The 14,514-nt window shown below is 73.4% G+C and carries 13 protein-coding genes; 11 read left to right on the forward strand and 2 right to left on the reverse strand.

Features of this window, described 5'->3' with window-relative positions:
• Nucleotides 1–67 precede the first annotated feature (67 nt).
• Nucleotides 68–1,918 carry a translation elongation factor 4 gene (lepA, locus tag BJ976_RS04800; protein ID WP_135030858.1) on the forward strand — a complete coding sequence of 617 codons (1,851 nt, stop codon included), beginning with the start codon at nucleotides 68–70 and terminating at the stop codon, nucleotides 1,916–1,918.
• Nucleotides 1,919–3,196, forward strand: coding sequence for a radical SAM family heme chaperone HemW (hemW, locus tag BJ976_RS04805; protein ID WP_135030859.1), 1,278 nt, complete (start codon nucleotides 1,919–1,921; stop codon nucleotides 3,194–3,196).
• A gap of 21 nt (nucleotides 3,197–3,217) precedes the next feature.
• Here the strand turns inward: hemW and BJ976_RS12180 are convergent, their stop codons facing one another.
• Both BJ976_RS12180 and BJ976_RS04815 read right to left on the reverse strand, forming a co-directional pair.
• Nucleotides 3,218–3,667 carry a DUF4870 domain-containing protein gene (locus BJ976_RS12180; RefSeq protein WP_135030860.1) on the reverse strand — a complete coding sequence of 150 codons (450 nt, stop codon included), beginning with the start codon at nucleotides 3,665–3,667 and terminating at the stop codon, nucleotides 3,218–3,220.
• A 128-nt stretch (nucleotides 3,668–3,795) separates the two neighbouring features.
• Complete coding sequence (locus BJ976_RS04815; RefSeq protein ID WP_135030861.1) at nucleotides 3,796–4,653, reverse strand: DUF3097 family protein; 858 nt, start codon at nucleotides 4,651–4,653, stop codon at nucleotides 3,796–3,798.
• 169 nt (nucleotides 4,654–4,822) lie between these two features.
• On the opposite strand from BJ976_RS04815, the gene hrcA reads away from it, so the two are divergent.
• From hrcA to recO, 9 genes are all read left to right on the forward strand, one after another.
• On the forward strand, nucleotides 4,823–5,836 hold the full coding sequence (gene hrcA / locus BJ976_RS04820) for a heat-inducible transcriptional repressor HrcA (RefSeq protein WP_135030862.1): 1,014 nt from the start codon (nucleotides 4,823–4,825) through the stop codon (nucleotides 5,834–5,836).
• Nucleotides 5,837–5,891: 55 nt separating this feature from the next.
• Nucleotides 5,892–7,028 carry a molecular chaperone DnaJ gene (gene dnaJ, locus BJ976_RS04825; protein ID WP_135030863.1) on the forward strand — a complete coding sequence of 379 codons (1,137 nt, stop codon included), beginning with the start codon at nucleotides 5,892–5,894 and terminating at the stop codon, nucleotides 7,026–7,028.
• Nucleotides 7,025–7,795, forward strand: a complete 771-nt coding sequence (locus BJ976_RS04830) for a 16S rRNA (uracil(1498)-N(3))-methyltransferase (RefSeq protein ID WP_135030864.1) — start codon at nucleotides 7,025–7,027, stop codon at nucleotides 7,793–7,795. Before dnaJ ends, BJ976_RS04830 begins: the two co-directional genes overlap by 4 nt.
• Nucleotides 7,796–7,917: 122 nt before the next feature.
• A complete protein-coding gene (locus BJ976_RS04835) occupies nucleotides 7,918–8,958 on the forward strand; it encodes a PhoH family protein (RefSeq protein ID WP_229667044.1) in 1,041 nt (346 codons plus the stop codon).
• Nucleotides 8,948–9,421: an rRNA maturation RNase YbeY gene (gene ybeY, locus BJ976_RS04840; protein WP_135030866.1), complete on the forward strand. Its 474-nt coding sequence runs from the start codon at nucleotides 8,948–8,950 to the stop codon at nucleotides 9,419–9,421. The genes BJ976_RS04835 and ybeY overlap by 11 nt, the downstream gene beginning before the upstream one ends.
• Nucleotides 9,422–9,431: 10 nt before the next feature.
• A complete protein-coding gene (locus tag BJ976_RS04845) occupies nucleotides 9,432–10,757 on the forward strand; it encodes a hemolysin family protein (protein WP_135030867.1) in 1,326 nt (441 codons plus the stop codon).
• Nucleotides 10,754–11,716 carry a GTPase Era gene (gene era, locus BJ976_RS04850; protein WP_135030960.1) on the forward strand — a complete coding sequence of 321 codons (963 nt, stop codon included), beginning with the start codon at nucleotides 10,754–10,756 and terminating at the stop codon, nucleotides 11,714–11,716. Before BJ976_RS04845 ends, era begins: the two co-directional genes overlap by 4 nt.
• Nucleotides 11,717–11,885: 169 nt before the next feature.
• Entirely contained in the window at nucleotides 11,886–13,616 is a 1,731-nt protein-coding gene (gene leuA / locus BJ976_RS04855; RefSeq protein ID WP_135030961.1) for a 2-isopropylmalate synthase, read from the forward strand.
• Between the two features lie 9 nt (nucleotides 13,617–13,625).
• Nucleotides 13,626–14,513: a DNA repair protein RecO gene (recO, locus tag BJ976_RS04860; protein WP_135030962.1), complete on the forward strand. Its 888-nt coding sequence runs from the start codon at nucleotides 13,626–13,628 to the stop codon at nucleotides 14,511–14,513.
• The last annotated feature ends 1 nt before the right edge of the window (nucleotide 14,514 follow it).

A 14,514-nucleotide genomic window follows, 5' to 3' on the forward strand; every position in this document is an offset into this window, starting at 1 on the left:
CGCGCTCCCGCATGGAAGAATGGGCGGCCAGTGTCCCCCGCTCCCGAGTCACCACGAGGATGTGCCCGTGTCGCCCCTGGCGTCCCAGCCCCCGGTCCCCGCCGCCACCGACCCCTCGGTGATCCGCAACTTCTGCATCATCGCCCACATCGACCACGGCAAGTCGACCCTGGCCGACCGCATGCTGCAGGCCACCGGCGTCGTCCAGCCGCGCGAGATGAAGGCGCAGTACCTGGACCGCATGGACATCGAGCGTGAGCGCGGCATCACCATCAAGTCCCAGGCCGTGCGCATGCCGTGGGAGCGGGACGGGGTCAACTACGCCCTGAACATGATCGACACCCCCGGGCACGTGGACTTCACGTATGAGGTCTCCCGCTCGCTGGCCGCGTGCGAGGGCGCCATCCTGCTCGTGGACGCCGCGCAGGGCATCGAGGCGCAGACCCTGGCCAACCTCTACCTGGCCATGGAGAACGAGCTCGAGATCATCCCGGTGCTCAACAAGATCGATCTGCCGGCGGCGGACCCGGAGCGGTACGCGGCGGAGATCGCCAACCTCATCGGCTGCGAGCCCGACGACGTCCTGCGCGTCTCCGGCAAGACCGGCCAGGGGGTCGAGGCGCTGCTGGACCGCGTGGTCGAGCGCCTGCCCGCCCCCGTGGGGGACGCGGACGCCCCCGCCCGTGCCATGATCTTCGACTCCGTGTACGACACGTACCGCGGCGTCGTGACCTACGTGCGCGTGGTGGACGGCAAGCTGTCCCCGCGGGAGAAGATCAAGATGATGTCCACGGGGGCCACGCACGAGCTCCTGGAGATCGGCGTCTCCTCGCCGGAGCCGGTGCCCACGAACGGCCTCGCGGTGGGCGAGGTCGGCTACCTGATCACGGGTGTGAAGGACGTGCGCCAGTCCAAGGTGGGCGACACCGTCACCAACAACGCCCGCCCGGCGTCGGAGAACATCGGCGGCTACGAGGACCCCAAGCCCATGGTCTTCTCCGGCCTGTACCCGATCGACGGCTCCGACTACCCGGTGCTGCGCGACGCCCTGGACAAGCTCAAGCTCAACGACGCCGCCCTCGTCTACGAGCCGGAGACCTCCGTGGCGCTGGGCTTCGGGTTCCGCGTGGGCTTCCTGGGCCTGCTGCACCTGGAGATCGTGCGCGAGCGCCTCGAGCGCGAGTTCGACCTGGACCTCATCTCCACCGCGCCGAACGTGGTGTACGACGTGATGCGGGAGGACCGGGAGGTCGTCACGGTGACCAACCCCTCCGAGTTCCCCGAGGGCAAGATCCTGGAGGTCAAGGAGCCGATGGCCTCGGCCACCGTGATCGTGCCCAGCGAGTACATCGGCTCGGTCATGGAGCTCTGCCAGGCCAAGCGCGGGCACCTCAAGGGCATGGACTACCTGTCCGAGGAGCGCGTGGAGATCCGCTACTGGATCCCGCTGGCGGAGATCGTGTTCGACTTCTTCGACCAGCTCAAGTCCCGCACCAAGGGCTACGCCTCGCTGGATTGGAAGGCGGACGGGGACCAGGTGGCGGACCTCGTGAAGGTGGACATCCTGCTCCAGGGCGAGCAGGTGGACGCGTTCTCGGCCATCACCCACAAGGACAACGCCTACTCCTACGGGACCATGATGACGGGCAAGCTCAAGGAGCTCATCCCGCGCCAGCAGTACGAGGTGCCGATCCAGGCCGCCATCGGCTCGCGCATCATCGCCCGCGAGAACATCCGCGCGATCCGCAAGGACGTGCTCTCCAAGTGCTACGGCGGCGACATCTCCCGCAAGCGCAAGCTGCTCGAGAAGCAGAAGGAGGGCAAGAAGCGCATGAAGATGGTGGGCCGCGTCGAGGTGCCGCAGGAGGCGTTCATCGCCGCCCTGTCCTCGGACGGCGCCGAGCCGGCGAAGAAGTAAGTGCCCGCCGTCCTGCCGCTGGGCCAGCCCGTGCCCGACGACGGCACGTTGCCTCCCGAGGTCGCCGCGCGCGTGCGCGCCGCGGCGGAGGCGGGGGAGCCCCGCACGTTCAGCCTCTACGTGCACGTGCCCTTCTGCACCGTGCGATGCGGCTACTGCGACTTCAACACCTACACGGCGGAGACGTTCGGTCCGGGCGCCGGCCGCGGCGACTACTGGGAGTCCGCCGTGGCGGAGCTGGACCACGCCGTCGCCGCCCTGGAGCGCTCGGGGGTGCCCGCGCGCCCGCTGCACACCGTCTTCGTCGGCGGGGGCACGCCCACGCTCCTGCCGGCCTCCCACCTGGTGCGCATCCTGGCGGAGGCCCGCGAGCGCTTCGGCCTGGCCGAGGGCGCGGAGGTGACCACGGAGGCGAACCCGGACACGCTCACCCCGGAGTACGTGGCGGAGCTGGCCGAGGGCGGGTTCACGCGCCTGTCCGTGGGGATGCAGTCCGTCGTGCCACACGTGCTGTCCACGCTGGAGCGCACGCACACCCCGGCGAACGTGCCGGCCGCGGTGGCGGCGGCGCGGGCGGCGGGGCTGGAGGTGTCCCTGGACCTGATCTACGGCACGCCGGGGGAGTCCCTGGCGGACTGGCGCACCACGCTGGAGGCGGCGGTGGCCATGGCCCCGGACCACGTGAGCGCGTACTCACTGATCGTGGAGGAGGGCACCCGGTTCGGCGCGCAGGTGGCGCGCGGGCAGGTGCCGGACGTGGACCCGGACCTGCAGGCGGACGAGTACCTGCTGGCGGAGGAGCTGCTCTCCGCGGCCGGCTTCCGGTGGTACGAGGTGTCCAACTGGGCGCACGACCCGGAGGGCGCCGGTGTGCACCGGGCCCGGCACAACGTGGCGTACTGGCGGGACCAGGACTGGTGGGGCGTCGGCCCCGGCGCCCATTCGCACCTGGCCGGCGTGCGGTTCTGGAACGCCAAGCACCCGGCCGCCTACGCGCAGCGCCTGGCCACGGGCGTCACCCCCGCGGTGGGACGGGAGATCCCCGACGACGACGCGCGCCGCCTCGAGCGCATCATGCTCGCCGCGCGGACGGTGGAGGGCCTGCCCCTGGCCGAGGTGCGGGACGGGATGGACCCGGAGACGCTGCGCGCCCGGGTGGCGGCGCTGATCGCCGACGGGCTGGTGGACGGGCCGGCCGCGCTGGCCGGGACCGTGGTGCCCACGCTGGCCGGGCGGCTGCAGAACGACCGGATCGTGCGGGACCTGGCCGGGTTCTGAGCCGGCCTGCGCCCGGGCGCGTCAGCGCAGCAAGCGCAGGTTGAACGGGTACCGGAAGGGGCGGCCCTTGGCCACGTGGGAGGCGCCCATGACGCCGTAGAGCGCCAGGGCGATCCAGACGAGGCCGCCGAGGATCGCCAGGAGGTCCCCGATGTGGGGGATGCCGCTGAGGAAGAACAGCAGCAGCAGCACGAGGGTGGGGGCCAGGGAGAAGTTCAGCGCCTCCTTGGACTCCTGCGCGGTGAACGGTCCGCGGTCCCGGTAGAGCAGCCAGACCACGAGGGGACCCACGGCCGTCAGGGCCAGGGAGAGGTGGGCCAGGGCGGCGCGGTCCCGGTCCTGCTTGGCGGTCAGGGGCCCGCGGCGTCCGGCGGCGTCGCGCAGCCAGGCCGGGGCCTCGGGGCCGGCCCCGCGCGGCGGGGCGGCGGGGGCCGCGGCGTCGGGGGTGCGGCTGCTGTCGGTGGTGACCACGGTGCTCCTCGTCGGATCGGACGGCCCCGGCGCCTCGTGCGTGAGGGGACGCGCGCGGCGTCCGGGCCAGCCCAGTGTACCGACGGCGCCCGCCCGCTCCGGAGTGCCACCCGGAGCGGGGACGACGGTCAGGACCCCGGCGCGGTGAGGAAGTCGATCAACTCCTCGACCCGTCCCAGCAGCGCCGGCTCGAGGTCGGCGTAGGTGGAGACGTGGGAGAGGAGCCGCTTCCAGCCCAGGCCCGTCGCCTCCTTGGTGCCGTGCGGCCAGCCGAGGCCCCGCAGGACGCCGGTCTTCCAGTCCTGGCCCCTCGGCACCACGGGCCACGCCTCGACGCCGAGCACGGCCGGCTTGATGACCTGCCACACGTCCACGTACGGGTGGCCGAGGATCAGCACGTTGCCGGCGGCGCCGGGCACGCGCATGGCCTCCGCGGCGATCCGCTCCTCCTTGGACCCGGCCACGAGATGGTCCACGAGGATGCCGAGGCGACGGCCGGGGCCGGGGGAGAAGTCACGGATCGCCCCGGCGAGGTCGTCCACGCCGTGCAGGGGCTCCACCACGATCCCCTCCAGGCGCAGGTCCTCGCCCCAGACCTTCTCCACGAGCTCGGCGTCGTGCACGCCCTCCACCCAGATCCGGGAGGCGCGGGCCGTGCGGGCCCGCGCGCCGGCCACCCGGCGGGAGCCGGAGGCGGTGCGAGCGGGGGCGGCGGGCGCGGACGCGCGCGGGGGCACCAGCACCACGGGCTCGCCGTCGATCCAGAAGCCCGGGCCGAGCGGGAAGCCCCGGCGCACACCCCGGCGGTCCTCGAGCACCACCACGTGCGTCCCGCCGGAGCGCTCCAGGGCGACGACGGCGCCCACGAACCCGCTCGTGACGTCCTCCACCACGGTGCCCGGGCGGGCCTGGGCCTCGACGGCGGCGCGACCGGCCGGGCGGGTCAGGTCCTCGTGGGCCCCCGGCCCCCAGCTGCTCCAGTCCATGGGGACACACGCTAGCAATCGCCAGGAACCCGTCCGCTCGCCTGTGGGCGGAACGGGCGCGCCCGCCGCGACGCCGGACGGGGGCGGTCGCTAGCATTGGCACTTGTCCGCGCCGAGTGCCAGCGGACGTCCGTGCCCGTCCGCCCGTCAGCCCCGGAAGGAGACCCCCGTGACCGACCAGCCGCGCCGCCTGCAGGTGCTCCAGGCCATCGTGGAGGACTACGTCTCCCTGCGGGAGCCGGTGGGCTCGAAGGCGCTCGTGGAGCGGCACGGCCTGGGCGTGTCCTCGGCCACGGTGCGCAACGAGATGGCCGCGCTCGAGGAGGAGGGGCTGATCGTGGCCCCGCACACCTCGGCCGGCCGCGTGCCCACGGACAAGGGCTACCGCGTGTTCGTGAACCGGATCTCCGAGGTCAAGCCGCTCTCCGCCGCCGAGCGCCGCGCCGTGCGCACGCTCCTGGACTCGGAGGCGGACACCGAGCACATGATGGAGACCACCGTGCGGCTGCTCGCGCAGCTCACCCACCAGGTGGCCGTGGCCCAGTTCCCGCACGAGGACGGCTCCACCGTCCGGCACCTGGACCTCGTCTCGCTCGCCCCCACGCGCGCACTGGTGGTCCTCATCCTCTCCACCGGCCGTGTGGACCAGCGGCTCGTCACCTTCGACGAGCCCGTGGCGGACGAGGACCTCGCTGTGCTGCGGGCCCTGCTGCTCTCCCTGATCGACGGCCTCGGCCCCCTCCAGGCGGCGGCCGTCCTGGACGCGGCCGCGGACCGGGTGCCGCCGCCGCGGCGGGCGAGCGCCGACGTCGTGGTGGCGGCGGTGCGGAGCCTGCTCGAGGCGGGCCGGCAGGACCGGATCGTGCTGGCCGGCACGGCCAACCTGGCCCGCAGCCCCCAGGACTTCCGGTCCTCGATCGGCCCCATCCTGGAGGCCCTCGAGGAGCAGGTGGTGCTGCTGCGCCTGCTCACCGAGATGGAGCAGGACGCCCACGGGGTGTCCGTGCGGATCGGCGCGGAGAACGGCGCCTCCCTGGCGGACACCTCGGTGGTGGCCGCCGCCTACGGGCCCAGCGCCGTGGCCAAGGTCGGCGTGATCGGCCCCACCCGCATGGACTACCCCGGGACCATGGCCGCGGTCCGGGCGATCGCCCGCTACCTCTCGCGCATCCTCACCACCTGAGCGCGGCCCGCGCCGCCCCCCACCAGACCCGACCCGACCGAAGGGACCCCACCCCATGGCTGATCACTACGAGACCCTCGGCGTCGGCCGCGACGCCAGCGCCGAGGAGATCCGGCGCGCGTACCGCAAGCTCGCCCGCACCCACCACCCGGACGTGAACCCCGGCCCGGAGGCGGCCGAGGAGTTCAAGCGCATCTCCCACGCGTACGAGGTGCTCTCGGACGAGGACAAGCGCCGGATCTACGACGCCACGGGCAACGAGAACGGCACCGCCGGCGGGTTCGGCGGCGGAGGCTTCGGGGGCGCCGGGTTCGGCGGGTTCGCGGACATCTTCGAGACGTTCATGAACGCCGCGGGCGGCGCCGGACGCGGACCGGTGCCGCGCGCCCGGCGCGGCCAGGACGCGCTCGTCACGGCGCGGATCGAGCTCAAGGACGCCGTGTTCGGCGGGGAGACCACCCTGCAGCTGGACACCGCCGTGCCGTGCGAGCGCTGCCACGGCACGTGCTGCGAGCCGGGCACCCAGCCGGAGACCTGCTCCACGTGCCGCGGCCAGGGCATGACCCAGCGTCCCGTGCGCTCCATGCTCGGCACCGTCATGGCCACGGAGACCTGCCACATGTGCCAGGGCTTCGGCACCGTCCTGCCGCACCCGTGCACGGAGTGCTCCGGCCAGGGGCGCGTGCGCGCCGAGCGCCCGCTCACCCTGCGCATCCCCGCCGGCGTGGACGACGGCACCCGCATCCACCTGGCCGGCCGCGGCGAGGCCGGCCCCGGCGGCGGCCCCAACGGCGACCTCTACGTGGAGGTCCAGGTGCGCCCGGACCCGGTGTTCCGCCGCGAGGGGGACCATCTGGCCACCACCGTCACCGTGCCCATGGCGGCCGCCGCCCTCGGCACCTCGATCACGTTGGAGACCCTGGACGGCCCCCACGAGGTGGAGATCGAGCCGGGCACCCAGTCCGGGCACGTGGAGACCGTGCGCGGGCTCGGCGTCGGGCGGCTGCGCGGCACCGGCCGCGGCGACCTCAAGGTGGACGTCGTGGTGACCACCCCCACCGACCTCACCGCGGAGCAGCGCAAGCTGCTCGAGGCCCTCGCCACCTCGCGCGGGGAGCAGGTGGAGCACGGCGCGCCGCCGCAGTCCAAGGGGATGTTCGCCCGACTGCGCGAGAACCTGAAGAACCTGTGACCGCGCCGCTGTTCCTCCTGGCACCCGGTGCGCTCGACGGCGTCGGGCCCGGGGCCGAGGTCGTCCTCACCGGGGCCGAGGCCCGGCATGCGGGCGCGTCGATGCGCCTGGAGACGGGGGAGGCGGTCCTCGTGGCGGACGGGGCGGGGGCGCGGGCGCGCGGCACCGTGGTCTCCGCCGCCGCGGACGAGGTCCGCGTGCGGGTCGAGGAGTCGACCCCCGAGCCAGCGCCGGCCCCGCGCCTGGTGCTGGTCCAGGCCCTGTCCAAGGGGGACCGGGACCTGATGGCCGTCCAGGCCGCCACGGAGCTCGGCGTGGACGCCGTGGTGCCGTGGGAGGCCGAGCGGTCCATCGTGCGGTGGAAGGGCGCCAAGGCGGATCGCGCCCACCGCAAGTGGGAGGACACCGTGCGCGCCGCCGCCAAGCAGGCCCGCCGCGGGCGGGTCCCGGAGGTCCGCGCGGCTGTCTCCGGCGCCCGCGTCGCGGAGCTCGCCCGCACCCCCGCTCACGACGGCGGCGCCCGCCTCGTCCTGGTCCTCCACGAGGCCGCCGAGCAGGGCCTGTCCGCGGTGTCCGAGGCGGAGCTGGCAGGGGCCTCCGAGGTGCTGCTCGTCGTCGGCCCGGAGGGCGGGGTGTCCGAGGCGGAGCTGGCGGCCGCCGTCGACGCCGGGGCGCGCCCGGTCCTGCTGGGCCCGCACGTGCTGCGGGCCTCCACCGCGGGCCCGGCGGCCCTGGCCGTGCTGCAGCACCGGCTCGGCCGGTGGTGAACCCCGGCGGCGGCTCGCGGGACCGCCCCCGTGCGGAGCGGCACCGGCCCTAGACTGGGCGGGCCGGGCGGTGCGCCGACCGGCCCCACCCGTCCCCGGCACCGAAGGTGATCCGCCGCATCGTGAGCGTCCCGTCCGTCCCCCTCACCCCCACCGTGTCCGCGGAGGAGGTCGTCAGCTTCGAGTCCGCCGAGATCATGGTGCGGACCCTCGGCGCGCAGGACGCGCTGCTGCGCATCCTCGCCGGCGTGTTCCCGGCCGTCGACATCTCCGTCCGGGACCAGGCGCTGGGCCTGCGCGGCCCGGCCGAGGCCGTGGGCCAGGCCCGCCGCGTGGTGGAGGACCTGCGCTCGCTCGCCCGACGGGACGCCCCCGTCACCCCCGAGGTGATGGAGCAGGTGGTCACCCTGGTGCGCGGCGGCGCGGCCGGACGCGGGGCCGGCGCCCTGCACCTGGACTCGATCCTCTCCGGCCGGGGCCGCAAGATCCGCGCCAAGACGCTGCACCAGCAGGACTACGTGGAGGCGATCGACCGGTCCACCGTGGTGTTCGGCCTGGGCCCGGCCGGCACCGGCAAGACGTACCTGGCCATGGCCAAGGCCGTGCAGGCGCTGCAGGCCAAGGAGGTCAACCGGATCATCCTCACCCGCCCCGCGGTCGAGGCCGGCGAGCGCCTGGGCTTCCTGCCCGGCGGCCTGTCCGAGAAGATCGACCCGTACCTGCGCCCCCTGTACGACGCGCTGCACGACATGATCGAGCCGGAGTCCATCCCGCGCCTCATGGAGGCCGGGACCATCGAGGTGGCCCCGCTGGCGTACATGCGCGGGCGCACGCTCAACGACGCGTTCGTGATCCTGGACGAGGCGCAGAACACCACGCCCAAGCAGATGAAGATGTTCCTCACCCGCCTGGGCTTCGGCGCCCGCATGGTGGTCACGGGGGACACCTCCCAGGTGGACCTGCCGCGCGGCACGCAGTCCGGGCTGGCCCAGGCGGTGGAGGTCCTCGGGGGGATCGACGGGCTCGAGATGGTCCGGTTCGACTCCTCGGACGTGGTCCGCCACTCCCTGGTGAGCGCGATCGTCGACGCCTACGACCAGGCCCGCCCGGACGCCGCGCCCGCGCCGCGCCGGGGGAAGCCGGGGGCCGGCCGTGGCCGTTGAGATCGTCAACGAGTCCGGGATCGAGGTCCCGGAGCAGGAGCTGCTGCGCATGGCGCGGCACGTCTACGCGTCCCTGCACGTGCACGAGCTGTCCGAGACGGCGGTGACCGTGGTGGACGCCGAGCGCATGGCCGAGCTGCACGTGGAGTGGATGGGCCTCGAGGGCCCCACGGACGTGATGAGCCTGCCCATGGACGAGCTCGGCCCCGGACGGGAGGGCGCCCCGAGCGAGGGGGTGCTGGGCGACGTCGTCCTGTGCCCCGAGGTGGCCGCGGACCAGGCCGCCCGCGGCGGCCACAGCCGGGACGACGAACTGCTGCTGCTGCTCACCCACGGCATGCTCCACCTGCTCGGCTACCACCACATGGAGGCGGACGAGCGCGCGGAGATGTTCGCGCTGCAGGACCGCCTCGTCTCCGAGGTGCTGGGCCGTCCCGCGCCCGCGCCCACCATCGAGGACTGATCCCCACCCCATGCTGACCCCCGTCCTGCTGATCGCGCTCTTCCTGGTCTTCGTCATCTGCACGTGGGTGCTCGCGCTGGCCGAGTCCGCGTTCACGTACCTGCCCCGCCGGGACGCCGAGGACATCGCCCGCCAGCGCCCGGACACCCGCGTGCTGGACGTCACCGCGGACCTGGACAGCCACCTCGGCGCGCTGCGCCTGTGGCGGTTCGTCACGGAGGCCTTCGCCGCCATGTGCCTCGTGGCCGGCGTGCACCGGTTCACGGACCTGATCTGGCCGGAGCTGAACGACTCGGTCTGGCCGGCCCTGGGCGTGTCCGCCGTCGTGATCGTGGTGGTGGGCGCGGCACTGGGCGTGTGGAGTCCCCGGCCGATCGGCTCGCGCAACGAGGCCGCCGTCGCCGCCCGCACCGCGGGCCTGGTCTCGGGTCTGCGCCGCGCGCTCGGCCCGGTGGGCAGCCGCCTCGGCCAGGACCGCCGCCGCTCCGAGGACCAGGTGGCGGACGAGGACGACTTCCAGGAGCGCCACCTGCGCGAGGTGGTGGCCCGCGCCCATGACGCGGACGTGCTGGCCGACTCCGAGGCGGAGCTGATCGAGTCCGTGTTCGGCATGACGGACACCCTCGTGCGCTCCGTGATGGTGCCGCGCACGGACGTGGTGACCATCGACGCCGACCACACCCTCCGTCAGTCCATGGACCTGTTCCTGCGCTCGGGCAACTCCCGCATCCCCGTGATCGGCGAGGACTCGGACGACATCCGCGGCATGCTCTACCTCAAGGACGTCACGCGCGCCCTGCACCGGGACGGGGCCCTGCCCTCGGACCCGGTGACGGGCGCCATGCGGGACGTGCGCTTCGTGCCGGAGTCCAAGTCCGTGGCGTCCCTGCTGCAGGAGCTGCAGCGCGAGTCCACGCACGTGGCGATCGTGGTGGACGAGTACGGCGGCACCGCCGGCCTGGTCACGCTCGAGGACCTGATCGAGGAGATCGTCGGCGAGATCTACGACGAGGATGACCGCCCCGACCGCCCCGAGGTGGAGCAGCTCGAGCCCGGCGTGTTCTCCGTGGACGCCCGCATGGGCATCGGCGACTTCCGCGAGGAGTTCGAGCTCCCCGAGGAGGAGGACGAGGACGACGACGTCGAGACGGTCGGCGGCCTGCTCGCCAAGGAGCTGGGTCGCGTGCCGATCCAGGGCTCCGAGGTGACCGTCCACGGACTGGTGCTGCGCGCCGACACCCTCGAACCCCGACGCAACCGCGTGGCCCGCCTCCGCGTGGTGGAGACCGAGCACCGCCCCGCCCGCATGCGCACCACGACCCAGGAGACCGAATGACCTCGCTGATCGACCCCACCGCCCCCGAGGGGCACCGCTCCGGCTTCGCGTGCCTGGTGGGCCGGCCCAACGCCGGCAAGTCCACGCTGACCAACGCCCTGGTGGGGGAGAAGGTGGCCATCACCTCCTCCAAGCCGCAGACCACGCGGCACACCATCCGGGGCATCGTGCACCGGCCGGACTTCCAGCTGGTGCTGGTGGACACCCCCGGCCTGCACCGCCCGCGGACGCTGCTGGGCGAGCGGCTGAACGCCCTGGTGGCGGAGACGCTGTCCGAGGTGGACGTGGTGGGCTTCTGCCTCCCGGCGGACGAGAAGATCGGCCCGGGGGACCGGTTCATCGCCCAGCAGCTGGCCGCGCTGCGCCGCACGCCCGTGGTGGCGATCGTGACGAAGACGGACAAGACGGACCCGGCGCAGGTGGCCGAGCAGCTGCTGGCCGTCACCGCGCTGGGGGACGAGGTCCTCGGCCCGGACAACGGCGGGCGCGGGTTCGCCGCCGTGGTGCCGGTGTCGGCCGTGGCCGGGCGGCAGGTCGAGGACGTGGAGAGGGTCCTGGCCGAGCTGCTGCCGGAGGGCCCGCCCCTGTACCCGGACGGCGAGCTCACGGACGAGCCCGAGGTCATCATGGTGGCCGAGCTGATCCGCGAGGCCGCGCTCGAGGACGTCCGGGACGAGCTGCCGCACTCCGTGGCCGTGGTGGTGGACGAGATGAACGCCCGCGAGGGCCGGCCGAAGGACCGCCCGCTGCTGGACGTCTACGCCAACGTGTATGTGGAGCGGGACAGCCAGAAGGGGATCATCATCGGCAAGGGCGGCTCCCGCCTGCGGCAGATCGGCACCCAGGCGCGGCAGGGCATCGAGAAGATGCTGGGGACGCCCGTGCACCTGGACCTGCGGGTGAAGGTGGCCAAGGACTGGCAGCGCGACCCGCGGCACCTGAACCGGCTGGGGATGTGACCCGCTCCCGTGTCCGGTGGGTGAGACGGGGCGTCACCGGGCCACCGCAGACGACATGAGGGTGTGGAATGGGCAGAGGTCCGGGGCGTGCTCCGGGCCCGGCCCCGGCCGATCGGAAGCACGGTCACGCCCGCCCCGGCGCGACCGGACAGGAAGAGGTGACGCGCCCATGCGCAATCTGCAGCAGCCCTCCGGCATGAAGCACCACAAGTACGTGCCGTACCACGAGCAGATCCAGGTCCACCTGCCGGACCGCACGTGGCCGGACAAGGTGATCACCGAGGCGCCCCGCTGGTGCGCCGTGGACCTGCGGGACGGCAACCAGGCGCTGATCGACCCCATGGGCCCCGAGCGCAAGCTGCGCATGTTCCAGCTGCTCGTGCAGATGGGCTACAAGGAGATCGAGGTCGGCTTCCCCTCCGCCTCCCAGACCGACTTCGACTTCGTGCGCCAGCTGATCGAGGGCGATCACATCCCGGACGACGTCTCCATCCAGGTCCTGACCCAGGCCCGCGAGCACCTGATCGAGCGGACGTTCCAGTCCCTCGAGGGCGCGGACCGGGCCATCGTGCACCTCTACAACTCCACCTCGGTGCTGCAGCGCCGCGTGGTGTTCCGTCAGGACGAGGACGGGATCGTGGACATCGCCACCTCCGGCGCCCGCCTGGTGAAGAAGTTCGAGGAGCAGCTCTCCGGCACGGAGATCACCTACGAGTACTCGCCCGAGTCCTACACCGGCACCGAGCTCGAGTTCGCCCGCCGGATCTCGGACGAGGTCGCGGACGTCCTCGAGGCCTCCACGGACCGCAAGATGATCCTCAACCTGCCCGCCACCGTGGAGATGGCCACGCCCAACGTGTACGCCGACTCCATCGAGTGGATGCACCGTCACCTCGAGCACCGGGACGCGATCATCCTGTCCCTGCACCCCCACAACGACCGCGGCACCGGCGTCGCCGCCGCGGAGCTGGGCTACCTGGCCGGCGCGGATCGGATCGAGGGATGCCTCTTCGGCAACGGCGAGCGGACCGGCAACGTGGACCTCGTGACCCTGGGCATGAACCTCTACTCCCAGGGCATCGACCCGATGATCGACTTCTCGGACATGGACCACATCCGCCGCACCGTGGAGTACTGCAACCAGCTGCCCGTGCCCGAGCGCTCCCCGTGGGGCGGCGACCTGGTGTTCACCGCCTTCTCCGGCTCCCACCAGGACGCCATCAAGAAGGGCTTCGAGGCCATGGACGCGGCCGCGGCCGCCGCCGGCAAGCACATCGACGAGATCACGTGGGCCGTCCCGTACCTGCCGATCGACCCGAAGGACATCGGCCGCTCCTACGAGGCCGTGATCCGCGTGAACTCGCAGTCCGGCAAGGGGGGCGTGGCCTACCTGCTGAAGTCCGAACACAAGCTGGACCTGCCGCGCCGCGCGCAGATCGAGTTCTCCCACGTCATCCAGGAGATGGCCGACGCCCAGGGCGGCGAGGTCTCCGGCGCCGACCTGTGGTCCGTGTTCCGGGACGAGTACCTCCCGTCGGAGGACGAGGAGAAGGCGTGGGGCCGCTACCGCGTCCGCTCCGTGAGCTCGGAGTCCGCCGAGGACGGCGCGTTCCGCATGACCGCGGAGATCCTCGTGGCCGGCGAGCCGCAGACGCGCACCGCGGAGGGCAACGGCCCGATCGACGCGTTCCTCACGATCCTCGGGGAGGACGGCCAGGACGTGCGCGTGCTCGACTACACCGAGCACGCCCTGTCCGAGGGCGGCTCGGCCATGGCTGCCGCCTACGTGGAGGCCGCCGTCGGTGACCGTGTCCTGTGGGGCGTGGGCCTGGACCACAACACCACCACGGCGTCCCTCAAGGCCCTGGTGTCCGCGGTGAACCGCGCCCTGCGGGACTGACGGCCGCCCGTGCCCCCCGTCCCCGACGAGGCCGCCGCCCGCCCCCGCCGCTCCGGGGGCGGGCGGCATGGGGGCTACGCCGCGAACTCCTTCCGCACCGAGGGGATCGTGCTCCGCACCCATCGCCTGGGGGAGGCGGACCGGATCGTGGAGGTCATCACCCCGGAGCACGGGATCCTGCGCTGCGTGGCCAAGGGCGTGCGGAAGTCCTCCTCCCGGTTCGGCTCCGTGGTGGAGCCGTTCATGCACTCCACCCTCCAGATCGCGCACGGCCGCGGCGAGCTCAAGACCATCACGCAGGCCCAGCTCATCCACCCCTACGCCACCATGGTGGCGGAGGACTACGAGGCCTACACGGTAGCCGCCGCCCTCGCCGAGGGCGCGGAGCGCATCGTCGCGGTCGACGACGACGGCCGCCTCGCCCAGTGGCGCCTCTTCCACGGAGCACTGGCCGCCCTCGCCCGCCGGCGGCACGACCCGCGCATGATCCTGCACTCCTTCCTGCTCCGCTCCCTGGTCCAGGCGGGCTGGGCCCCGTCCTTCGACCGCTGCGCCCGGTGCGGGGCGCCCGGACCGCACACCTCGGTGAACGTGGCCCTCGGTGGGGCGGTCTGTCCGCAGCACCGGCCGCCGGGCTCCGCCAGCCCCGCGCCGGAGACGTTCGCCCTGCTGCACGCGCTGACGGCGGGGGACTGGGACGTGGTGGACGACGCCGGCGCCCTCGCCCGGCGGGAGGCGGCCGGTATCGTGTCCGCATACCTGCAGTTCCATGCCGAGCGGCGGCTCGTGGCCCTGTCCGTCCTGGACCAGGAGATCGCCCCGCCCGCCGCGCGCCCGGCCACGGCGGCGCCCCCCGGTCCCGCCGTGCCCGACGCCCCCGCCGAGAGGAGCCCCTGAG

The organism is Micrococcus flavus (assembly GCF_014204815.1).
GTDB classification, from domain to species: domain Bacteria; phylum Actinomycetota; class Actinomycetes; order Actinomycetales; family Micrococcaceae; genus Micrococcus; species Micrococcus flavus.

Bases quoted from the DNA above. Each gene is read 5' to 3' on its own strand.
- BJ976_RS04815 (WP_135030861.1), bottom strand. From the start codon at position 4,653: ATGGACTGGAGCAGCTGGGGGCCGGGGGCCCACGAGGACCTGACCCGC.
- dnaJ (WP_135030863.1), top strand. From the start codon at position 5,892: ATGGCTGATCACTACGAGACCCTCGGCGTCGGCCGCGACGCCAGCGCC.
- BJ976_RS04845 (WP_135030867.1), top strand. From the start codon at position 9,432: ATGCTGACCCCCGTCCTGCTGATCGCGCTCTTCCTGGTCTTCGTCATC.
- era (WP_135030960.1), top strand. From the start codon at position 10,754: ATGACCTCGCTGATCGACCCCACCGCCCCCGAGGGGCACCGCTCCGGC.
- leuA (WP_135030961.1), top strand. From the start codon at position 11,886: ATGCGCAATCTGCAGCAGCCCTCCGGCATGAAGCACCACAAGTACGTG.